The sequence below is a fragment of the Rhodopirellula islandica genome, from assembly GCF_001027925.1.
Classification (GTDB): Bacteria; Planctomycetota; Planctomycetia; order Pirellulales; family Pirellulaceae; genus Rhodopirellula; species Rhodopirellula islandica.
Map to the genome: position 1 here is coordinate 129,865 of NZ_LECT01000043.1, position 23,171 is coordinate 153,035.

The following is a 23,171-nucleotide window of genomic DNA, read 5'->3' on the forward strand; positions in this document are numbered from 1 at the left end:
ATTCCTGTCTCGTGGAACAAAGATGGAGAGAAGCGGCGGGCGAAACAGTCACCCAGTCCGCTGCGGGGCGCGGATTATAAGTTTGCGAGCCCAATTTGAAACAGCCCCCGAATCGCTCCCTTGACCTCGAACCAACCACGATGACCGATCTTCGGCCCGAAAATCCCGCCTCACCTGCCGAGTCCCCGCGACGGGATCGAGGCGAAACATCGGCAAGAATTGAACAATCCCAATGGCGACGCCCGGCCGGAGTCGCGGCTGGAACCTGGCGATACGTGCAACAAGGGTCCATCGCGAGCCACTACGATGCCTTTGTGGCAGACACTCCGCTCTGCACGTTGGACCAGACAATCCTGCACCAAGTGTTCCAATCGATTGATTTGGCCCGGGTGCCAGCGGGACCAGCCAAGGGGGTGCCCCATCCGTCGCAGCGAAAACTTTTTTCTGCATCCGAGGATTGGGTGCTCGATTTGGGCTGCGGAACCGGGCGAGCGGCCACTGAACTGTCACGTCTCGGCAGGAACGTGCTCGCGATTGACCTCTCTCAGCCCATGCTCGACCATGTCCGGGAGCGAGCGAAACGAGCCCAGGCGGAATCAACCGACCAGCGGACTGGAACAATCGTTCCCCTGCGAGCCAACTTGGTCCAGCTCGATTGCCTGGCCGACAATTCAGCCGCGGGAGCAGTCTGCCTGTTCAGCACCCTGGGCATGATCCAAGGCCGAGCGAATCGACGAGCGGTCCTGTGTCATGCATCGAGGATTGTCCGCCCCGGCGGCAAGTTCTTGCTGCACGTCCACAACCGCTACGCGTCGCTCGCTCAATCGGGCGGCAAACGTCTGCTCGCCAAGAGCTGGCTGCAATCAATCACCAGCCGCGAACATGAATTCGGCGACGCCACGTATGCCTACCGAGGCCTGCCCGACATGTTCCTGCACCGCTATTCGCGACGAGAACTGATCGCGGATCTCAAAAGCAGCGGCTGGCAGATCAGCCACCTCCACCGACTGTCGCTCGATGGATCCGCAATGATCGAAGACGGCCCCACAAGCCGATTGCAAATCGCAGGGGGCTATTTGGTGGAGGCAACAACAAATTTTAACAGCGGAATGCTTGCGAAAGTGAACTGCTAAGCAACGGCGTTCTCAAAACGCTTGCGTCGGACACGACGAACTCCTGCAACGCCCAATCCAACTCCGAGAAAAGCCAGAGTCGTTGGCTCCGGAACTGCACTGACTTCGAGCGTCACGTTATCAAACTGGTAGAATGGAGTGTCGAATCCCCAAGTAATCGAGTTAATGCCAACAAAATCGGTTCCAAAGTTGATCGTCTGGAACTCGTCGTCATCCACGCTCACTGAATAGTTATCGCTAAAACTACCACCTCCCGCAAAAGAGCCATGAAAGTTCACAGTCAGAGTGGCCGGGTTTAAAACGCTATCTTTGAATTTACCAATATCAATGGATGCCAAACGAAACTCGCCTCCATCCAGCTTGGTCAACGTGAAATCGGACCCAGGATTGTCTGAGTGCAACGCTGCCCCTGACCCAAGGATGTAATCAGGATGGTTGGAACCATAAATTTGCATCGCCTGGAACGTCGGCAAGTTATCAGGATTCGATATCAAGAAGCCTGAGTTCGAGTATGTGTTGCCAACCACTTCCGCTTCGCTGCTACTCGATGCCAAGTCATTGAAATCAAGCACGACGGTGACTGCCGCGACCGCTCTTTGCTCAAAAGCAAATCCGAGCAACAAAACTGCCACGTAAAAAGTGCGATAAAAACGAATCATCGTGCCAAACTGCCTTGCTAATCGTAAGCGATGCCCCCAATCGACTGGCTAATCAACTTCCTCTAACGCCAGTTAACGGAGGTATGCTACACAACAAGCAGGGGGTAAGGAACCGGCTCTTCGGTTTTTTGAAGAAATTCTGGGGCAATAGGTAATTTACGCCAGATCCCTCAATTGCCACCTGGACGGCTCTCTCGGTGCCGTCTCAAGTCGGAATTCGTACGGAGAATCGTCCTATTCCTCCCGAAATCGATACCCGATCCCTCGCACGGTTTCCACCAAATCGGCGTGTTCGTTCATCTTTTTGCGGAGGGCTCGGACGTGGACGTCGATGGTTCGCTCCAGCACCATCGTGTCTTCGCCCAGGGCCGCGTCGACCAGTTCGCTGCGGTCGAATGCTCGGCCAGGCTGACGGATCAGCGTGTCCAGCAACCGGAATTCGCTCTTGGTCAGCTTGACCGCTTCTCCCTCGATCGTGGCGACAAAACGCCGGCGATCAACCGTCACACCGCAACGCGAAACCGCGTCGGCGTCTTCCAGACTAGGTTCGCGACGCCGCAAAAGTGCCTTGATTCGCTGCAGCAGGACTTTGTAGCTCTCGACTGGTTTGACAACGTAATCATCCGCTCCGACCGCGAATCCGACGACTTGGTCGGATTCTTCCCCCAAGGCACTGAGCATCAAAATCAGCGTGTCCTTGGTCGTTGCATCGGATCGCAACTGCTTGCAGACTTCCACGCCGCTCAGAATGGGCAGGTCAACGTCCAACACAACAACATCGGGCAGATACAGCTTCGCTTGATTGAGAGCCTCTCGACCGTCCGCCGCTCGATAGACTTCGTAACCGGCCCGCTTGAGCTGGTACTCGAGCGTTTCCACCAGCGGCCGATAATCTTCAACGATGAGAACTTTGGTTTTTGACATTCGTCCGCAGGCTGCGTTTTGAGAGGAGATTCATATCTTCCGATCCGCGAGTAGTTTCGTTGAAGATGTGAAGTTTGGCACCACCCACAAACCGCCGTTTCGCGGAAGGTTTGATGAAGATCTCGTTCGGAAAGACAGATTCAATGGGTTCGGCACACAAAATCAATCCGTAGCGGCTCGTTCCCCACACTTTACCGAACGACGACAATCGATTCACGCAAGCTGAAAAAATCGCTTGGCGTTCTCCGTCGTCGCGGCCGCCAGTTTCGCAGTCGGGACGTTTCTGGCATCCGCCAAGCAACGCAGCACGTGTTCGACTCGAGCGGGCTCGTTTGGCCGTTTGCCCCGCAGCGGTTCGGGCGACAAATACGGTGAATCGGTCTCGATCAGCAGTCGATCCTCAGGCACTCGTTTGGCGACTTCGCGAAGATCGTCGCTCTTTTTGAAAGTCACCATGCCAGCGAAACTGATCATCAGCCCCATGTCCAGGCAACGCTCGGCCAGTTCCCAATCACCAGTGAACGAATGCATCACGGCGGCAGGAAGTTTTGTCTGCCGAGCCAATTGTTCCGCGATCAGTTCGCCGCTTTCACGCATGTGGATGACCATCGGCAGGTTGGTTCGACAAGCCAGATCGATGTGTTGGTCAAAGGCCGCCTGTTGCTGCTCAATCGGTGTGTCGTCCCAGTAACAATCCAGCCCGGTTTCGCCGATCCCGCGAACTCCTGGAGCCGTCGCGAGCTTTTCAATTTCAGCAAAATCGCCCGCGGACGACTCTGCGACCGAGTTGGGTTGGATTCCGACAACAGCATGAATCATCTCGGGGAACTCGGCTGCCAACTCAACCGCTCGGCGGCTGGTCGCCAGATCGATTCCGATCACGCCAATGCCAACCACGCCGGCCTGACGAGCACGCTCGACCACTTCGGCGACGTTGTCGTTGAAATCCTTGGAATTCAAATGAGCATGAGTGTCGAACAGGGGATTCATTCAGGTCTCGGATGGATCGATGGCAGAGGACGTGTTGGCAAACAGACGTGCCAGTCATTCTGTTTCATTTCGCGAAACTGGGTAGCACCCTCGAGCTCAGATCCCGGACTTCCCGATCCTCAAAATGCTGCCGTTTGAAGATCGGCACCCCATGGAGATGGTCGATCAATCGCTCCGTCGCTGAGAACCTGGACTGGCTGGAGAAATTCTGATTGTGATTCAGATCATTCCGGTGCAACGCTTTGTTCAGCCTGGGGCACAGCATTTCGGACCATGAGCGGGTACGAATCCGCCGAACGGCGATTCGAAACTGATACATTGGGGGGCATCCGGTCGCAATCGATGCTCGAACGCCTCCCTCGTTCACGCCGTCCCCAACAACGCCGTCCATCCAGATCGGTCCCGCCCATGTTCCCAAAGGTCTTCCCCAAGATGTTTCCATCGACGTTCCGTGCCATCACTTGCTCGATGGCGATCCTCTGCGTCGCTCCGGTGGTCGCGCAAGACCAACCTGCGGCAACGAATCCCAACGTTTCCGCTCGACCGAACATCGTTTGGATCATGTCGGAGGACAATTCCAAACACTACCTGAAACACTTTGACGAAACCGGCGTGGAGACACCCGCAATCGAGGCCATGGCCGCACATGGCGTGACGTTCGATCGAGCCTTCAGCAACGCTCCGGTTTGTTCCACCGCACGAACGACCTTGATCACCGGTTGCTATGGGCCTCGGATTGGGACTCAGTTCCATCGACGCACCGAACCAGCCACACTGCCGCAAGGCGTGGAAATGTTCCCGGCTTGGTTGCGGCAATCTGGCTACTACACGACCAATAGTTCCAAAGAGGACTACAACGCGAAAAAGCGGATGCAGCCGTGGGATGATTCCTCGCGAAAGGCGTCTTGGAAAAACCGTCCCTCCGACGACACACCGTTCTTCCACGTGGTCACATTTGCTGATTCACACGAAGGCAGGCTGCACTTCGACGTCGACGCATTGCAAAAGCCAACCAAGTTCGACCAAGAAACCGTTTCGCTGCAGCCGTACTTTCCCGACACGCAAGTCTTCCGGCACACCGCCGCGTTCTATCGCGATCGGATGAGCATCATCGATGAGAAAGTCGCGAGCGTGGTCGCTCAATTGGAACAAGCCGGCGAGCTGGAAAACACGTTCGTGTTTTACTTCGGTGACCACGGCGGCGTGCTGCCTCGTGGGAAAGGCTACATCTATGAATCAGGCCTGCACGTGCCATTGGTCGTTCGCATTCCCGACAACTACCGCCGCCTGGTCGATCGCGAGATCGGATCTCGCACCAAGGGGTTCGTGTCGTTCATTGACTTTGCTCCCACTGTGCTGAGTCTCGCGGGCGTGCCGCTGGACAAGGCGGGGCCAATCGACGGCAAAGCTTTCCTCGGGCAACGAATCGATGCGGCCGAAGTTGACTCGCGAGACACCACGTTTGGCTACGCCGACCGGATGGACGAAAAGTATGATCTGGTACGCTCGATCCGCGTGGGCGACTGGAAACTGATTCGCTCGTTTGAATCCTTCCAACCCGACGCGATGTGGGCGGACTACCGCTACAAGATGCTGGCGTATCAACAGTGGCGAGACCGATATCACACGGGCAAACTCAACAACGTTCAAAGCCAGTTTTTCAAACCGCGTCCACCCGAGTTGCTGTTCAACTTGGCGGACGATCCGCATGAAGTGAATAACTTGGCCGGAGATCCCCTGCACGGCGATCGGCTGACTGAATTGCGAATGAAGCTGAACGCGCACCTGAAGCAAACCAACGACCTGGGCTTCTTGACTGAAGCCGGCATGCTGAAAATCCTGGACGCGCCGGTTGCCAACGGAAAGCGATTGTCGCACGAGATTGCCAGCTACATCGACACCGCCAACATCGCGGTCATGCCCTGGGATCAAGCCAGCAAAGCGTTGCTGTCCGCTATCAACAGCGGCGACATGCTCCAGCGATACTGGGCCCTGGTCGCGGCCAGTTCCATCGCGGCATCGAACCGCTCTGCCAATCTGGACATGGCCGCGGACGACACGTTCCTCAAATTGTTGCGCCGCCGAACCTTGGATCCAGAACCGTTGGTTGCCTCCCGAGCCGCACAACTCGCCGCGATTCTTCAAACGGAAGACCCGCGTCCGGTCTTTCAACGCACGCTGCAGCTCAGCCAATCGCCTACGGAAGCTCTGCAAATTTTCAACATGGTGCGGCACGTCCACGCCTTGCCGGGCACGCCCTTTCCGATGGGTTCGAAAATGTTCCAATTGCCTTTTCAACCCGATCCCAAAGGTTTGATTCAACAGCACCTCGATCACTTGGACCTGCCTTAGCGATCACAGCTGATCCATCAGGCTCTCGTTCGATGACGCCAATCATTCCAAACAAGCAATGAATGACGTCATTCCGACGTTTTTCCGGCCACCCTCGGCATCCGCAATGCCGAATCGCGGTAATCTCTGGTGGATGGTTCACGGCCTGCAACACTGGCTCGTTGCAGTCGTGTAACACTCCCTCTCAGGCAACGACCTGCTGGTTCCCCATCGACACGGGTTCGTCCCGCCGTCATCCCACCTCCTGTCTCGTGAATCCCCAACCCATGACAGTTCCCCACACTTTCCTCGCCACCGTGGCGGTGTTGTTTGTATGTTCGTCCCCAAGTTTCAGTGAGGCGAAAACGCCTGCCTTGGAACTCAAACCGGGTGACCACATTTGCCTGATCGGCAATGCACTCGGCGAACGAATGCAGCACGAGAACCACTTCGAAACCCAACTGCACGCGGTTCGCCCCGAACTCGATCTCACCGTTCGCAACCTATGCGTCCCCGGTGACGAGCCCAAAATTCGATTGCGAAGTTTGGATTTCGGGTCGCCCGATGAACACCTGACGCACAGTTCCGCGGACGTCGTTCTGATGTTCTTTGGCTACAACGAATCTCATCGTTTGGCGGAAGGACTCGACGAGAAAAAAGTGCTGCGGGATTTCGCGAATGAACTGGATGAATTGATCAGCCACACTCAGACGCAGGTCTACAACGGCAAAACCAGCCCTCGGATCGCGGTCATATCCCCCATCGCGTTTGAAGAAACGGGTGACCCGAATTTGCCGAAAGCTGGCCCTCGAAACTCGGCCCTCAGCAAGATCACCCGGACGATGCGATCCGTGGCGGAGCAACGAGGAGTCTCGTTCGTCAATTTGTTCACCCCTACCAAGGAACGGTTCGATAATGACGACCGCCGATTGACGCTGGATGGCGCTCAACTGAATTCGAACGGCTACGCCGCGTTGGCTCCGATTTTGGTTCGTGGATTGCTTGGTGAAGTGGATGTGCCCGAACAAGCCAACCCAGCCTTGCTGGCCGCTGTCGCCGACAAGAACTTTCACTGGTTCAATCGCTATCGTGCTGTCAACGGTTACTCGATCTATGGCAAACGCGGGACCGCGGGCAGTGACGGGACCTACAACAACCGTTCGGTCATGAACCGGGAACTGGAGATTCTCGACCAGATGACCGCCAACCGCGACGCGCGACTGTGGGAAATCGCAGACGGCAAGACCGTCAACGCCCCCATCGACGATTCCAACACGCTGCCGTTCATCATTCCCAAAACCAACGTGGGTGGCCCCAATGATCCCAACGCGAAACGTGGCAAGCTTGGGTCACTGGAATACCTGACGACCGACGAGCAACTCAAGACGTTCACTTTGCTCGATGGCTACGAGATTCAATTGGTCGCCTCCGAGCAACAGTTCCCTGAACTGGCCAACCCGGTCGCGCTGGACTTTGACGCCCAGGGACGCTTGTGGGTTTCAACCATGCCCAGTTACCCCCACTGGAAACCCAAATCAGCAATGGATGACAAGCTGCTGATTTTGGAAGACACCGATGGCGATGGCGACGCCGACGTGTGCAAAACCTTCGCCGGCGGATTGCACCAACCCACCGGTTTTGAGATTGGACGTGGCGGCGTTTATGTCGGCGGCCAACATGACATCTACTTCCTGGAAGACACCGACGGCGACGATGTGGCCGACAAACGCACACGAGCAATCATCGGGTTTGACACCGCCGACTCACACCACGGGTTGGCTGCGTTTGAGTTTGGTCCGGGCGGACAACTGTACGCTCAAGAAGGCACGTTCAAGTTCACCCAAATCGAAAGCCCGTATGGGTTGACTCGGAACCTGGAAGGTGGCGTTTTCCGATACGACCCGACGACGCAAAAATTCGGGGTCCACGTCAACTTCGCATTCGCGAACCCTTGGGGATTTGGATTCAACGAATGGGGCCAAGATTTCATCGGTGACGCGTCGCCGGGCAAGAGCTATTGGGCAACCGGCATCAGCACCCGACTGGACTACCCACTCAAGCACCCAGGTGGTGCCCAGCACCGCCGTGTTGCGAGTGAGCAAGGTTACGACGACGGATTGGTCGATTACCAAACATTCTATCGCAAACGCATCCGTCCTCTGGCGGGCTGCCGATTCCTCAGCAGTGAGCATTTTCCCGAGGACATGCAAGGCAATTTCTTGGTGACCAATGTCATCGGTGACCGCGCCGTTCTTCGTCACAAAGTGGTTGAAAAGGACTCCGGCTACGAGGGCACCGAGGAACCAATGCTGGTAGGTGGTGGCGATGGCAACTTCCGTCCTGTCGACATCGAAATCGGTCCAGACGGCTCGCTGTACATCATCGATTGGCACAACGCGCTGATCGGTCACCTCCAGCACAACTTGCGTGACCCCAGTCGCGATCACAGCCACGGACGCATCTGGCGTTTGACTCACAAAGAACGTCCGTTGGTCAATTTGCCTGCGATCGCCGAAACCAGCACTGAAGATCTGATCGATCAACTGTGCTCCGAAGTCGGCCGTAAAAACCAACGTCACGCTTACCGTGTGCGGCGTGAACTGCATGCTCGACCAAACGATGAGGTCCTCGGGGCAGCGAATGCCAAACGGGAAGCATGCGTTGCAACCGAAGACGACGACCATGATTTGTTAGAACTGCTGTGGTTGCATCAAGCTCACAACCGAGTTGACGAAGAACTGCTGACCGCAGTGCTCAGCAGCGACGACCATGACGCTCGCAGTGCCGCCACACGCGTGCTCTCGTTTTGGGCCGACCGAATCGGCGACACCTCCCAACGTTACGAAGCGTTGGTGGCCGACGAACATCCTCGCGTTCGAATGGAAGCTCTCCGGGGCATTTCCCACGCGGTCGGTGAACCGTGGGCACTGAACGACCAAGATCGTTTGATCCGAACCGCCCTGCGTGTCATGGAAATGCCGATGGATCACTACCTCGACTACGCTCTCGAGGAATCGATGCAGCGTTTTGAACAGGTCATCGCGAGCCGAGCTCCGTATTTGCCAGAAGAAGCAAACGCGACACCTCCTTCCGCTCACGCTCACGCCGGTCACATTCAACCGCAAGTCGGATACGCGGTCGATCAAGTTCACTTGCTCACCGACCCCGGCGCGACGTTCGATGGCCACGGGCACAAGGTCGCTCCCTACGTCGCCGCCTTGCCAGTCTTCTTTGACCTGTCGCCTGAGATCGTTCGCTATCAAATCGAGCGATTGGCGACGCCCGCCTTGCTGGCCGTCCCGCGCGATTCCAATGATCCCAAGTACTTGCCTTTGCATGCCGCGATTCTCGCCCGTGGGGAAGTTCGCGACCAAGACCGACGAGCGGCCCTGGATGCCTTGGTCGCTCTGCAAGATTCCGACCCTGGCGATGTCTTGCTGGGAGTCATCGAAAACCTGGACTGGAAGAACAAGGACCAACGCGACGTCACTCGCAAGGCGGCTCGCGGGCTGTCGAACATGTTGCTGAAGCTTCCCGCCGGGAATTTGGAATCCTTGCGAGACCGATTCGTCACGGCGGCAAAGAAGGGTGACGCCGCGATTGCTCCCGTCGCATTGGCTGGATTGATCGTGTCCGGTGAGGACGTCGCTGCATTCGAAATCGCCAAGCGGTCCGACGCTGCTCGCGTGAACTGGTTGACAGGCGTCGCGATGCTCCCCGATCGTCTGGGTCGCGAATCGCAGCGTGAGCGTGTGGTCGAATTGTTATCGGACAGCGACAAAAAAGAGGTCGTTGCTGCTGCAATCCGCACCCTCGCGGTCGTCCCCGGTGATTGGAACGACACCTTTGAGCGAGTCGGAAACCTTGCCTGCAACGGTTTTCGCGAGGATGGCATTGCCACGCTGCTCGCGATCCCCAAGAACGCTTACCAACCGGAAACGTCTCTCAAACTCGCACGCCATCTCGTCAACTTTGCCGAGCGGACACCAGCGAAGAACCGAACCAGCGATGCGTTCATCGATGCGATGCAGGTTGCCGATCGTGCGATTGCCAAATTGCCTCGCCAAGCAGCCAAGCAGTTCCGTGATCGTCTGCGTGAGATCACGGTGCGTTTGGTTCGCATCAAAACGGTGGACGAAGAAATGCGTTACGACGTCCCTTACTTCGCCGTGGAAGCGGGACGCCCGGTGCAGGTCGTCTTGGAAAACCACGACGGGATGCCTCACAACCTGGTGTTCACTGTCCCGGGAGCACTGAAAGAGGTCGCGAATTTGGGACTGCAAGCGGGTCCACGTGGCGGTTTCCAAGGGAAACAGTACGTGCCTGAGTCCGATCTCGTTTTGCACAGCACTGACCTGGTTGCCTCCAACGAAAAGGAAGCCTTGACCTTCACGGCTCCCACTGAACCCGGTGAGTACCCGTACGTTTGCACGTTCCCTCAACACTGGTACCGCATGTACGGCGTGATGGTGGTCGTCGAAGACCTTGACGCTTACAACGCGAATCCTTTTGAACCCGCCGACCCAATTGGGAACAACCGATCGTTTGTCCAAGCGTGGACGATCAACGACTTCGCTGGCGACAAGCTGACGGAAGGTTTGCGTGGTCGAACCGCCGAAATTGGCCAGAAGATCTTTGAGCAAGCCACCTGTGCGAGTTGCCACCAGGTCGCTGGCAAAGGCGGGCAAATCGGCCCTGCTCTCGATGAGGTCGTCGACAAGTGGAAAGGCGATTCACGAGAGGTGCTCCAAGAGATCCTGCATCCGTCGGATCGCATCGACGACAAGTACGCGATGCACTTGGTGCTCACCGTGGATGGACAAACCTTCTCGGGACTGTTGGTCGAAGAAACCGACGACGTCGTGAAGCTGTTGGCTAACGCGGAGGCCAAGGAGCCGACCGTGATTGAACAGAATGAGATCGAGCAAATGGTCAAGACATCGACTTCGATGATGCCCAAGGCTTTGTTGGATCAGTACACCGAAGACGAGATCTTCGAGCTGCTGAACTACATCCTCAGCCATCAAAGGTGATGTCGGTTGGTGCCCTGCTGAGCGGCATTGCCAACGCTAGTCTTGTTCCCAGGCTCCGCCTGGGAACACACTGCTGAAGAGGCTCCTGCCTCACGGTCCCCCATTCAGCAGGCAGAGCCTGCAAGACATCCCGTTCCCAGGCAGAGCCGCGGAACGAGCGGACGAGGAGCTTGTCCCCAGGCTCCGCCTGTAAACACTGCTGAAGAGGCTCCTGCCTCACAGTCCCCCATTCAGCAGGCAGAGCCTGCAAGGCATCCCGTTCCCAGGCAGAGCCGGGGAGCGAGTGAACGAAGAGCTTGTCCCCAGGCTCCGCCTGGGAACACACTGCTGAAGAGGCTCCTGCCTCACGGTCCCCCATTCGGCAGGCAGAGCCTGCAAGACATCCCGTTCCCAGGCAGGAGCCTGGGAACGAGTGAACGCCCGTCGCGTCACCGACAAGAGGCTCAACGGGAACGTCGGTTTGGTTGTCGTTGCCGAGCGACGCTGCGTGGGTTCGCCAGCGGTGCTGGTTCGCCATAGACGCGTTGATGGAACAGTGCCAACGATCGCAAGGCGTGCCCCTTGGGTCCAATCGACCAATCGTTGTTGCGTCCCTTCAACATGGAATTGAGCAAGAACGTGACCGATCGCAACACCTCCGGTTCCAGCAACTTTTCGTCGGGCAAGTGCGTCAGCAAGAACTCGACCATGTGCCCAGTCGTTTGGACCTTGCGATCCAAATCGCCATTGTCTTGACGCGACTCGAACCAATCTGTGCTCATCGAACCATCGCGGTTTTGCAATCGCAGGGTGTAGTCGACGAAGTCATCCAGGAACTGCTCAGCACGAGCCCATTGGCCATCGATGGGCTGGCCTTCCAAACGTCGCTTCCGCAACGCGTGAGCAAACCCCATCAGGCGGTGAGTCCCGCCACACGCTGATCCAACCACCGGTTGATCCAGTTCCGCTGCGATCAAACGAGAGAAGTCCCAACGCTCGCCATCAGCACCGACCCAAGTCGTTTCGGTGTCCAAGTAGTGCGACAATCCAATCAAGCTGAACGTCAGTTCCTGGCCTTCTTTGCAGGCGGCCGCTTCGACTTTGACCAAGTCCGCGACGCTGAATTTCTGGCCGTCCACGTACAGAGGGTAATCACTTGGCACGCCAACCATGGCCAAGACGGCCAACCACTGGGCTTGGTGACCTTGCAATCCCACGCCCTCGCGAGCCTTGATCTTCCCGCCTTCGATTTCCATCAATCGTTGACCGCGGCAGACGTTGTTGCCGGCCATCCAAGCGATCGTGCTGTAGTCCCGTCCGCGAGCAATCAACCGGGTGTCCGGTCCGAACACCATCACGGCATGCATCATGCCCCAATTGCTGCGTCCATCGGCCTGTTCACGACGCCCGTAGTAGTGCTGCAGGCACTGAACGATCGGTTGCTGCATTCGCATCACACCGGTGCTCAAGTTCGCCCCGGCACCCTTGCCACTGTGAGTCTTGGGGCGTCCCGTGGCATCCAGCTGAGCCAAACTCAAACGTGGTTGTTCCGAGGAGTCGAGTTGTTCACCGTCCTGATCCAACTCACCCGCATACAGGTCTTCCAGATCCGCTTCGCCCAGATCGTTGCCACGAATGTCTCGCAGGCTCACCGATCCCGATGGAGCGTCCTCGAGTGGCGTCAATCGATCGCGGTCCACCGCTTGCAGCGGAACACGCGACAACTCATCGGAATCCTTTTCATCGAAGATCCCCTCCGTGCGTTCTTTCGCTCGTCGCGGCGAAGCGGATTCCAACGACATTCGGTCTTCACGTTCTTTGATCTGAGAACGATCCCGAGCCTCTTCACGGCGAAGTTGTTCCGCGATGCTTTCGTTCAGGCGGCGTTCCGTGTCTTCCTTTTCCTTTTCAACCGACTCCAGCTCTGTTTCCAGCGACTTCGGTTTCGCCGCTGACTTCGGCGCCATCAACGACTGCGGCGTTTCCAACGACAGCTCCCGGTTTTGCAACCCGCTCCCGATGGTTTCGCGAGCCGTCGATGATTTCGCGTCCTTGAGCGATGGCAATTCACTGGGTGATTGCGACGGCTTCATTTCCGGCAAGGAATCGATTGCCGATCGCGTTTTCGGAATGCTAGGTGGAATCACATTGCCGGGAGCTTCCTGGGCCGGTTTCGCAGGCACCGTTGTCGGTTCAACCAACTCCGGTTTGCTGGACTTCAAGGCGTTGAGCTGTTGAGTCAGCTCTTCGATCTTGCTGGTCAGTTCATCGACCTTTTGCGGCAGATCGCTGACTTCCTCGTCCATCTCTGATCCGAGGAACGACGGTGCGTTCAAAGCTGGCAGGCTCGGAAGAGCCTCCACCTTCGCAGGTGGAAGGGCTGGTGGTTGAATTGCAGGACCGGTTCGTTGCGGCAAGGCTCCGCTGCCAATCGGCGCCATCGTGGTCGAAGGCATTGGGTCTCGAAGCGGCGAAACCTCGCTGATGTTTCGCCGAGCGTTCCACTGCGTCGCATTGGGATTGGGCTGCCCGTCCCACATCGAATCGGCATTTCGGTCTGAGACCGATCGCGTTGGACGTGAATCAAATTCGGACGGCATCTTGGTCGGATCAAATGAATCCGGCACGTTGTCGGCCAACTGCTCCCGAGTGGGCTGGTCCAATTCAGCTTCGGCCGATTCGGGACCACGCAAGATCATCGACGGTTCGGTCTGGGTGAACAGAGGACCTTTCGGTTCCCAGGTCTTGCGGACACCGTTCAGCCGAGCATCTTCCCGAGTGACCATCCGCGGCGTCCGCACGATCTGCTCGGTGCCGTTGGCATCCGCGTTGCCCAAGAACACAGGTTCCTCCACCGGAGAAGGCGGAGCAAGTTGCGGCGGCAACAACTGGATCGCGGATCCGATTGGTCCGGATTGCGAGCTCCACGAACCGTTTTGTTCGCGAAACTGCAAATGGGATCGCGAAGAGTCGCTGTTTTCGCGAATCACCACGGCGGGACCCGCGACGCGAGGCTCGATCGCGTCGCGATCGCTCGCATCATCGATCACCCCGAACGAGTCCGCTGGCACAGCCAGCGTGGGCGCACCGAACTGAAGTTCGTCCGCCTGAACGGCCACGGTGGCGAGACACGAAGACGTCGACAAGCTTGTTGCGAGCAACCAAGCGGCCAAACGTTGGCGTTTTTCTGACACAGTCAATTTTCTTCCGCGGTCGGTGACATCACGTTGGGTTCCTCCCAAAGTGCAGCCGCAGAAATCAAGCCTTCTGCGACGACACGACGGGTCTTAACGTGTGTATCGGTTATTCCGAACGAAAGGTTGACTGGAATGTAGGCGGTGAAACCGGAGTCGGCCTCCGCCGGGTGGCAAGAATCGTCAGCCCGGCCAGGGTCAACGATATGCCAATCACGAGCAGCTTTGTCACCGGCTCCTCGAACACAATCACGCCCGCGAGGCTGGCCATCGCAACCTGGGAAGCATTGATCAAGTGAACTGCCACGACGGGCAACACCTTCAGTGCCGTTGAAATCGCCACGAACGCAGTGAAATTGAAAATCCCCGCCAAGATCATCGATTGCCACATCGCAGCAGGGATGTCAGCAATCGGCGACCATCCCGTTCTGACTGCGACAATGCCCGCCAAAGCCACCGTGCCCGAGACACCGCTGATCCACATCGCCATCGATGCCAACATCCCGCGTTTCATGGTGAAACGCATCGATGTGCTGAACACGGCATAGGCCAATCCTGACGAAACCGCACACAAAGCACCGATGACCGGGGAATGCAACCAATCCACCGGCTCGTCAGAAAGATCCGCAGACGAGGCCGTCCAATCGACGGGATCCACCCCGCGAGACTGAGACAACACGATCACGGCGATGATCAGAGTGCCAATGGAAACCAATGTCCGTGGCCGCACCGGTTCCCTCAGCATGATCCGCCCCAAAATTGCACTGCCGATCAACAACGATCCCAGTGTGATCGGCACCGACGCGGCCAAACCGACGCTGCCGAGCGCCACCTGAAACGCACCATTGCCAATCACTTGTCCGACCAGGGCGATCGGGATGAAAATCGGAATCCACTGGCGACTGGTCGCGATCGGACGTCCGCTGGCTTTGACGGCGGCCAAGTAGGGCGTCAGAACCAACACTGTCGGAGCCGCTTTGAACGTCGAAACGATGAACGGATCGACCGAAATCGCGTTCCGAAGCGAGATGTTCGCCAACGTGTACAACACCGCCGAGGCGATTCCCGCCACGATGCCGAAGCCTATTCCCGGCGATATCATCCCCTCCCCCAAACGCCGCCACCAAGCAGCCTGAATCTTTGCACTCACCTCACTGCCTGCGAACTCGCTCTGATCGAACGATGAATCAGAACTCATAAGGCATCCGAGCAACGAAAGTGGAGGCGGCGGGACGGGTCAGAACACAATTTCAATCCCACGACCAAGCGGAACACGATGGCACGCGAAACACACGACCGAGAAGACTTGCTGGTGGAGGGAGTCAATTTGCCCGAGCGAGCTCGGCTACGGCACAGTGCCAGCGGTCGAGAATGGGTGATCGGCTGGCGGAAGGGTGGAGGGCCGGCGATCTACGACGGCCCCGATCGGGTTTACCAATTCAACAGGGACAATCAACTGCGACGAGTCTACCTCGAAGGCTCAAAATTGGCTGCCCAGGGTGGAAAGCTGTGCGAGTTGAAACGCCCCGAGCCCTCCCCAACAGACGATCGAATTCAGAAGGTCCAACTGATCTGGCAGCCGATCGACTCAGCAAGCCAGCAAAACATCCTGCAGCAATGGGCCGAAACTCGACAGCAACTGCTGGACGCATTGCAATCCGCCCGTGCAAGAGATCTTCCAACCGGCGTCACCACCGACCCGGGCGCGATCGTCACAAACTCACCCCAAAACTCCCAAACCTCCGAATATTCATGGGAATCGGTGGGGATCGCCCCGGAGAAGATGCTCGATCGCACCCACGGGTGGTTGGTTTCTATCACCGATAATCCCGAAATGGCCGCCCAGTCGAATGTTTAGGGACATTCATTCTTCCCATCTTTTCTAAATCCACACACTCCGACGCTTGCAATGGTGTATGCTTGGAAGAATAATACCACCTGATGAGAGATTCCTTTCGGCCTGCAAGAAACCTTGCAACTGCTGATTGAAATCCGTCCTCGGCACATTCTTCCCCACAGCGTTCACCCCCGTGACCACCGACGAACGTCGAGATCGATTGCGTGATTTGGTCAAAGACCGCGGATTCGCGGCTTTGGGCGAACTGGCGTCGCAATTGTCGGTCAGCGAATCAACGATCCGTCGCGATCTGGAAATGCTGGAAGAAGCTGGATTGGCCCGTCGGACCCATGGCGGCGTTTACTGGACTGGCGATTCCGACACGATCAGCGTGTTCGAATCCCGCAACGATGACTCCTGGGCAGCCAAGCAAGCCATCGGCCGGGCGGCGTCCGAACTGATTGCCGATCACGACACCATTTTGCTGGACGGCGGCAGCACGGTTTACGAACTGGCTCGGCTGATTGTCCACCGACCGCTGCAAGTGGTCACAAATTCACTGCCGGTCGCTCACCTGTTGTCGACCAGCGACTCGATTGACCTGGTCATGATCGGCGGCTGCGTTCGCGGCCGAACTTCGGTCACGATCGGCCCACTCGCCGATTCCCAACTGGCAACCATCCACGTCACGACCGCTTTCTTGTCGGTCGCCGGCGTCTCGCCACGCGGCCTTTTCAACAGCGACATGATGCTGGTGGAAAGCGAAAAGGCGATGCTCGCTTCGGCTGAACGAGGCATCGTGTTGGCCGACCACAGCAAGTTCGGAAAAACCAGTTTGAGCCGAATATGCGAATTGCATCAGATCGACACGGTTGTCACGGACGACGGGCTGGATTCTGACGCGAAAGCGTGGCTGGAATCTGCCGGTGTCCAACTACGCTTGGCCCAATCACCGCTGGCCCAGTCCCCACAAAAGACCTCGGCACCGGCTCCGGCCGCGCCCTCATCGAACTCCTCCCCCACCCATTCCTTGAACAACGCGAATCTCACATGAGCTTGGCTGTCGATCGTTCACGCATTGAATCCCTCGTTCGCAACGCGATCCGTCAATCGGGCGTGGCATCTCCTGCCCCTGCGATCGCATCCGCCGGCCAACAGCCTCTCGGTTGGGTCGATGGCAAACCGAATTTGCGAGTCAGCATTTCTGCCCGCCACTGTCACCTGACCGACGAGCACGTCGAGATTTTGTTCGGACGTGGCAGTGTCTTGGAACCCGACAAAGACCTTTACCAAGATGGTTTTTACGCGGCCAAGCAAACGGTCATGGTCGTCGGACCTCGCAAACGGATGCTCCCCAGCGTTCGCGTGCTCGGGCCCACACGTGGCGCTAGCCAAGTGGAACTGGCACTGACCGATTCGATCTCACTGGGCATCAATGCACCGGTTCGCCACAGCGGCAAAATCGAAGGCACGCCGGGTTGCGTGTTGGTTGGCCCCGCCGGCAGCGTTCAGCTCGAACAAGGCGTCATCCGCGCCGCTCGCCACGTTCACATGAACTTTGCCGACGCCGAGTACTACGGCGTTTCCAACGGCGACATGATGCAACTTTCGATTCGCAGTCCCGACTGCAGCGTTTCATTCGAAGACGTTTTGGTTCGGGCTGACAAAGCCGCCAAGTTGGAAGTTCACATCGACACGGACGAAGGCAACGCCTGCAACTTAGACGCAGCGACGGAAGTCGAACTGAAGAAGTCCGGATGTGCTTGCCAGCACTGATGGATGGACTTCGCTCAACGTAGGTCCAGTTCTCACTGGACACCCACCATCGTCCGGTCGCCCCGGCACGAACCAATCACTCTCTCTCGTTTTCCCCCTTTCCTTTTAGGTATCTCAAAAGATGGCCAAAATCAGTGAAGCCCTCGGCATGATCGAAACCAAAGGTTTCGTTTCAGCAGTGGAGGCAACCGACGCAATGATGAAAGCCGCCAACGTTCAGTTCCTTGGTTGGGACAAGATCGGTGCTGGCTTGGCAACCGTGTTCGTCACCGGCGATGTCGCTGCTGTCAAAGCAGCCACCGATGCCGGTGCTGCAGCAGCCGGTCGCGTTGGCGAAGTCGTCAGCGTTCAAGTGATCCCACGCCCTCACGGCGATTTGGAAAAGATCCTGAAGTTGCCTTCGACCAGCAAAAAGTGATCGAGCGACAGCAGCGTCTGTCACCCCGATTGTCTCCCACCTCACCAAAACAACTTTACGAGAATCTCAAATGAACGATGCCATTGGTTTGATTGAAACGAAGGGCCTCTTGCCGTTGGTCGAAGCCACCGACGCGATGGCCAAAGCCGCCAACGTCGCTGTTGTCAAACGCGTCGACCTCGGTGGTGGCATGGTCACAACCGTCGTCAGCGGTGACGTCGGCAGCGTCCGCGCCGCCGTTGAAGCCGGTGCCGCCGCAGCCGCTCAAGTCGGCGAATTGGTCAGCAGCCACGTGATCGCTCGTCCAGCCGAAGGCTTGATGAACGCTTACTTCAATTGATCGCCGCCGTGTGATCGGGTTGCGACGTTCACAACCTGGTTCACACACGCTGCGTGAAACCTCTTTCACAAGGACCGTGATTCGATGTTGATCCTCGTTGCCAATCTGGGCTCGACCAGTTTCAAGTACAAGCTGCTGGACATGTCCGGTGACTTTGAATCTGCGAACGCCTCGCCGGATTCTCGCGTGCTCGCTCGCGGGGCCGTCGATCGCATTGGCGAACCCCTCAGTCAATGCGAAGTGATTGTGACGCGATCGCATCAAGGCGAAACGTTTCGCGAAGAAACGCAGATGCCCGTGCCGGATCATGGGGTTGCTGTTCAAGCCTGCTTGGACCAGCTGACCCATCCTGAGAATGGATGTTTGAAAGAGGCCAATGAAGTTGCCGCGATCGGTTTCAAAGCCGTTCACGGTGGACGCAAAAGTGGCACCTTCGTCGTCGATGACGAAGTGCTTGAAGCGATGGACGAGATGAGTGCCGCCGCGCCGGCGCACAACCCTCCCTACATCGCCGCGATGAAACTGTTACGTCAACGTTTTCCGGAGCTACCGTTGGTCGCCGCGTTTGAAACCGAATTTCACGACACGATTTCGCCGGAGCGTCGCACCTACGCGATCCCTGCGGAATGGACGCGTGAGATGCAAATTCAAAAGTGGGGATTCCACGGTTCCAGCCACCGCTTCATTGCCGAACGTGCCGCAGAAGTCTTGGGTCGTGACGACGCCAAGATCATCTCGTGTCACCTGGGCGGAAGCAGTTCGCTGACCGCGATCGATTCTGGCAAGAGCATCATGACCTCGATGGGCATGACACCTCAAACCGGCGTCCCGCAGAACAACCGCGTGGGTGACTTCGACGCCTTCGCGATCCCGTTGATCATGCAGCGAACCGGCCAATCACTGGAAAAAGTCCTGCAAACACTGGCCAGCCAAGGTGGACTGAAAGGTCTCTCCGGCGGCATGGCAGATTTGCGCGACATCGAGTCCGCCGCCGACGAAGGCAACGCTGACGCCAAACTGGCGTTGGGTGTTTACACCGAAGAGATTCGCCGACACCTCGGCGGAATGATGGTCGCACTGGGTCGCTTGGATGCGATCGTGTTCACCGGAGGAATCGGTGAAAACAGCGACGTGGTCCGGGCCGCCGTTTGTGCGGGGCTGGAAGGTTTTGGCATCGAACTGGATGCCTCCAAGAATGACGGGATGCGTGGAGAAGGAAGCCTGCACACCGAGTCCAGCAAAACTCAGATTTTGGTTTTGCCCACCGACGAAGAATGGATCGTGGCCAAGCGAAGCCTCCGTGCTCTCGCCGCCCAGTAGGCCAGGTTCCACCTGGCGTCGATCTCCCCAAACCCATCACCTCAACCCACCACTCCCATGTTCCTAGCCCGCGTCACCGGATCGGTCGTTTGCACCCAAAAGGTTGCATCCATGACCGGTCACAAGTTGTTGATTGTCGAGCCTTACCGGCTCGATGAGAAAACGCGTGCAAAGCTTACTTCAACGGGACGCACTTTCATCGCGGTCGACACGTTGGGCGCTGGCGAAGGTGAGTTGGTGCTGGTGTGCCAAGGCAGCAGCGCTCGACTGACCCCCGAAACCAAAACACTTCCCATCGACGCAGTCGTCATCGGCTTGGTCGATTCCGTTCACGTGGATGCCAAAGAGGTGAAAGCCAGCACCTGACACGTGCCATCGCTTTCCTGTTCCACTCCATCACCCCTCACTCATCTCTCATCATGCAACTCGACGAAAACACCATTCGCAGCGTGGTCGCACAAGTCCTCGCGGAAGTCGGCCCGATGCCCAGCATGCCCGATTCGGCGAACGCCTTCGAAGGCAGCCATGGCATCTTCGGCAACGCTTCCGATGCGGTCGCCGCGGCTCGTCGTGCGTTCGAACAACTTCGCCAGCGTCCGATGGAAGATCGCAAGCGCGTGATTGACATCATTCGCAAGATCAGCATTGAGAACTGCGAAGAACTCGGTCTGATGGAAATGCGGGAAACCGGCATCGGTCGGCCCGAACACAAAATCGAAAAACTGCGAGCCCTCGGCGAATTGTCGCCCGGCACCGAGTTCCTGCAAACCAAAGCGTTCTCCGGTGATCACGGTCTCGCGATCATCGAACGCGCCCCGTTCGGCGTTATCGCGGCGATCACGCCCGTCACGCACAGCCTGCCGACCATCACCGGGAACGCGGTCAGCATGATCGCTGGCGGGAACGCGGTCGTCGTCAACCCTCACCCATCCGGCCGCTTGGTTGCCGTCGAAGGTGTGCGTCGCTTCAACGAAGAAATCGCTCGCGAAGTCGGCATCGACAACTTGATCTGCGTGATTGCTGAACCAACGCTCGAAAGTGCCGCGGAACTGTTCGGTCACCGCGACGTCGCACTGATCTGCGTCACCGGTGGTCCCGCCGTTGGGCGTGCCGCACTGAACAGTGGCAAACGAGCCATTGTGGCTGGCCCAGGCAACCCGCCCGTCGTCGTCGACGAAACCGCTGACCTCGACAACGCGGCCCGCTGCATCATCCAAGGCGGTGCGTACGACAACAACCTGTTGTGCATCGCTGAAAAGGAAGTCTTCGTCGTGGATTCGGTCTTCGACGACATGATGGCCGCCATGCGACGTGCCGGAGCCGTTCAGCTCGACCAAGCTCAAATCGCAAAGCTGACTTCCGTGGCAATCACTCAAGTCGGTGACGACAACCACGACGCCGCCGCGAAAGACTACATCGGCAAAGACGCTTCCGTTCTGGCCGCGGCCGCCGGTGTCAAGGTTCCTGAATCCTGCGAGTTGGTCTTCGGCGAAACCGATGAACATCACCCGTTTGTCAGCGTCGAACAAATGATGCCGTTCATTCCATTCGTCCGAGCACGTGACGTGGATCACGCGATCGCAATGGCCAAGCACTACGAACACGGCTTCCGACACACCGCGATCATTCACTCGCGCAACGTTCACAACATGACCAAGATGGGCAAGGAACTGGACACGACCCTGTACGTCAAGAATGGTCCTTGCATGGCTGCCCTGGGACTGGGCGGCGAAGGTTACCTGTCGTTCTCCATCGCGGGACCAACCGGCGAAGGCGTCACGACACCTGACACGTTCACTCGCGAACGACGCTGCAGCATGATCGACGAACTGCGAGTGGTCTGAGCATGCAACCCGCACGCGTCATCGGTCACACCCGCGCGACCGTCAAGCACGAATCGCTGCAAGGCCAACGTCTCGTTCTCGTTCAACCCACCGGCGTGGACGAGAAACCGGACGGACCACCCTTGCTCGTGTTGGACGAACTGGGCTGTCGAGTCGGTGACCGTGTGATGCTGACCAGTGAAACCGGCCCCATCCGCGAGATGACTGGATCGGACACCTGCCCCGCTCGCTGGAGCGTCCAAGGACTGATCGACGAACCGACAAAGAAGAAGAAAACTAAGAAGAAATAGAAGTGGCGTAGGCTTCCAGCCTGTGAGTCAAACACCAACCCAACAACCGAATCCCAGCGAATCCGGCTACCAATCCAAACCCATGACCCAGCCCGCAACCCAAACCGCAACGTCCAACAGCGTCGACATCGCGTCGATCGTTGAACAGGTGTTGCGCCGGTTGCGAGATCAATCCGGGACCAGCGTTTCGACCTCGAAAGCGATCACGAGCGGAGAGTCCGCACATGTCCTGAGCGACAAAGTCATCAGCGTCGACGTCATTCAGAGCATCCCCTCGGGAGTCACCCAGGTTCAGTTGTCCGGAGGCATCGTGACTCCCGCCGCACACGACGAAATGCGAGCACGCGGGATCACTGTGGCTGGATCCAAGTCCACGGGTGCCGCTGCAAACCAACCGGCGAGCAAGACCGGAAAACGATTCATCCAACTGCACACCGACGCCTCGTCGAAATCCATTCGCGACTCGCTCACACGACAGCTGTCGCTTCGCGGCCTTGACCATTGCCCGAAAGCCCATCGTTCCGTCGTCGTGACCGCGCGTCCCGCGGCAGCGTTGATCGCTCGAATCCAGTCTGGCTCAAGAGCGGTCTTGATCACTCGCCTCGAAGACATCTCGCGATTTGCATCCGAAGTTGACGCCGACACATTTGTGCTCGACATGCAGCATTTCAACCTCGTCGCGCTCGTCAACGCTGCAAACACCATCGCTCAATTGCCAAAGCCGTCCACTTCCACCTCACAGGGGACATCTCGATGAAGATCGCTCGTGTGATTGGAACCGTGACGCTTTCGCGAATGCATCCGTCCATGAAGGGCTACAAACTTCGTTGCGTCGAAGTCGTGGAGTCCGCGGATCAAATCCAAGTCAACCAAGACGACGCGAAACCGATTGGTGGAGACACCCTTGTCGCGTGGGATTTGGTTGGCAGTGGACACGGTGACTGGGTGGCGTTGGCCGAAGGGCCTGAATCCGCCGCTCCGTTCCGCCCCGATGTCAAACCAACCGACGCTTCCATCGTCGCCATCCTGGATCACTGCGAGGTGCAAACCTCGTGACGAACAAAACCTAATTTGGAACGCTCCCCCCCGTTCCGATTCATCTC

The 23,171-nt window shown here is 57.7% G+C and carries 19 protein-coding genes; 14 read left to right on the forward strand and 5 right to left on the reverse strand.

Going from position 1 to position 23,171, the window contains the following annotated elements; all coding sequences use genetic code 11:
* The first annotated feature begins 140 nt into the window (after nt 1–140).
* Nucleotides 141–1,133, forward strand: a complete 993-nt coding sequence (locus RISK_RS20790; protein ID WP_047816242.1) for a class I SAM-dependent methyltransferase — start codon at nt 141–143, stop codon at nt 1,131–1,133.
* Here RISK_RS20790 and RISK_RS20795 read toward each other — a convergent pair.
* The 3 genes from RISK_RS20795 to RISK_RS20810 all read right to left on the reverse strand — a co-directional run bounded on the left by RISK_RS20795 (nt 1,130) and on the right by RISK_RS20810 (nt 3,706).
* Nucleotides 1,130–1,792 carry a PEP-CTERM sorting domain-containing protein gene (locus RISK_RS20795; RefSeq protein WP_047816243.1) on the reverse strand — a complete coding sequence of 221 codons (663 nt, stop codon included), beginning with the start codon at nt 1,790–1,792 and terminating at the stop codon, nt 1,130–1,132. The two genes, RISK_RS20790 and RISK_RS20795, sit on opposite strands and share 4 nt — an antisense overlap.
* A gap of 234 nt (nt 1,793–2,026) precedes the next feature.
* Nucleotides 2,027–2,716, reverse strand: coding sequence for a response regulator transcription factor (locus RISK_RS20800; RefSeq protein ID WP_047816244.1), 690 nt, complete (start codon nt 2,714–2,716; stop codon nt 2,027–2,029).
* A 213-nt stretch (nt 2,717–2,929) separates the two neighbouring features.
* Entirely contained in the window at nt 2,930–3,706 is a 777-nt protein-coding gene (locus RISK_RS20810) for a TatD family hydrolase (RefSeq protein WP_047816246.1), read from the reverse strand.
* A gap of 432 nt (nt 3,707–4,138) precedes the next feature.
* On the opposite strand from RISK_RS20810, the gene RISK_RS20820 reads away from it, so the two are divergent.
* Both RISK_RS20820 and RISK_RS20825 read left to right on the forward strand, forming a co-directional pair.
* A complete protein-coding gene (locus RISK_RS20820; protein WP_047816315.1) occupies nt 4,139–6,058 on the forward strand; it encodes a sulfatase family protein in 1,920 nt (639 codons plus the stop codon).
* Between the two features lie 266 nt (nt 6,059–6,324).
* A complete protein-coding gene (locus tag RISK_RS20825; RefSeq protein ID WP_236696527.1) occupies nt 6,325–11,070 on the forward strand; it encodes a PVC-type heme-binding CxxCH protein in 4,746 nt (1,581 codons plus the stop codon).
* 443 nt (nt 11,071–11,513) lie between these two features.
* On the opposite strand, the gene RISK_RS20835 is transcribed toward RISK_RS20825, so the two are convergent.
* Both RISK_RS20835 and RISK_RS20840 read right to left on the reverse strand, forming a co-directional pair.
* Complete coding sequence (locus RISK_RS20835) at nt 11,514–14,243, reverse strand: GTPase-activating protein (protein WP_236696528.1); 2,730 nt, start codon at nt 14,241–14,243, stop codon at nt 11,514–11,516.
* 109 nt (nt 14,244–14,352) lie between these two features.
* Nucleotides 14,353–15,441, reverse strand: coding sequence for a DMT family transporter (locus RISK_RS20840; protein WP_047816251.1), 1,089 nt, complete (start codon nt 15,439–15,441; stop codon nt 14,353–14,355).
* Nucleotides 15,442–15,519: 78 nt separating this feature from the next.
* Here RISK_RS20840 and RISK_RS20845 point away from each other — a divergent pair, with 78 nt between their 5' ends.
* The 11 genes from RISK_RS20845 (at nt 15,520) to RISK_RS20895 (ending at nt 23,124) form a co-directional block, all read left to right on the forward strand.
* A complete protein-coding gene (locus tag RISK_RS20845) occupies nt 15,520–16,101 on the forward strand; it encodes a hypothetical protein (RefSeq protein WP_047816252.1) in 582 nt (193 codons plus the stop codon).
* A 172-nt stretch (nt 16,102–16,273) separates the two neighbouring features.
* Nucleotides 16,274–17,134, forward strand: coding sequence for a DeoR/GlpR family DNA-binding transcription regulator (locus RISK_RS20850; protein WP_047816316.1), 861 nt, complete (start codon nt 16,274–16,276; stop codon nt 17,132–17,134).
* Entirely contained in the window at nt 17,131–17,856 is a 726-nt protein-coding gene (gene pduL, locus RISK_RS20855; protein WP_047816253.1) for a phosphate propanoyltransferase, read from the forward strand. The genes RISK_RS20850 and pduL overlap by 4 nt, the downstream gene beginning before the upstream one ends.
* A gap of 121 nt (nt 17,857–17,977) precedes the next feature.
* Complete coding sequence (locus RISK_RS20860) at nt 17,978–18,274, forward strand: BMC domain-containing protein (protein WP_047816254.1); 297 nt, start codon at nt 17,978–17,980, stop codon at nt 18,272–18,274.
* A 70-nt stretch (nt 18,275–18,344) separates the two neighbouring features.
* Nucleotides 18,345–18,614: a BMC domain-containing protein gene (locus tag RISK_RS20865; RefSeq protein ID WP_007324357.1), complete on the forward strand. Its 270-nt coding sequence runs from the start codon at nt 18,345–18,347 to the stop codon at nt 18,612–18,614.
* A gap of 84 nt (nt 18,615–18,698) precedes the next feature.
* On the forward strand, nt 18,699–19,934 hold the full coding sequence (locus RISK_RS20870; RefSeq protein WP_047816255.1) for an acetate/propionate family kinase: 1,236 nt from the start codon (nt 18,699–18,701) through the stop codon (nt 19,932–19,934).
* A 57-nt stretch (nt 19,935–19,991) separates the two neighbouring features.
* Nucleotides 19,992–20,300 (forward strand): EutN/CcmL family microcompartment protein, encoded by a 309-nt coding sequence (locus RISK_RS20875; protein WP_047816256.1) that lies wholly within the window; start codon nt 19,992–19,994, stop codon nt 20,298–20,300.
* A 53-nt stretch (nt 20,301–20,353) separates the two neighbouring features.
* Nucleotides 20,354–21,778, forward strand: coding sequence for an aldehyde dehydrogenase family protein (locus RISK_RS20880; protein WP_047816257.1), 1,425 nt, complete (start codon nt 20,354–20,356; stop codon nt 21,776–21,778).
* A 2-nt stretch (nt 21,779–21,780) separates the two neighbouring features.
* Nucleotides 21,781–22,068, forward strand: a complete 288-nt coding sequence (locus tag RISK_RS20885) for a EutN/CcmL family microcompartment protein (protein ID WP_047816258.1) — start codon at nt 21,781–21,783, stop codon at nt 22,066–22,068.
* Between the two features lie 22 nt (nt 22,069–22,090).
* A complete protein-coding gene (locus RISK_RS20890) occupies nt 22,091–22,825 on the forward strand; it encodes a hypothetical protein (protein WP_236696529.1) in 735 nt (244 codons plus the stop codon).
* Complete coding sequence (locus RISK_RS20895; protein ID WP_047816259.1) at nt 22,822–23,124, forward strand: EutN/CcmL family microcompartment protein; 303 nt, start codon at nt 22,822–22,824, stop codon at nt 23,122–23,124. Before RISK_RS20890 ends, RISK_RS20895 begins: the two co-directional genes overlap by 4 nt.
* Nucleotides 23,125–23,171 lie beyond the last annotated feature (47 nt).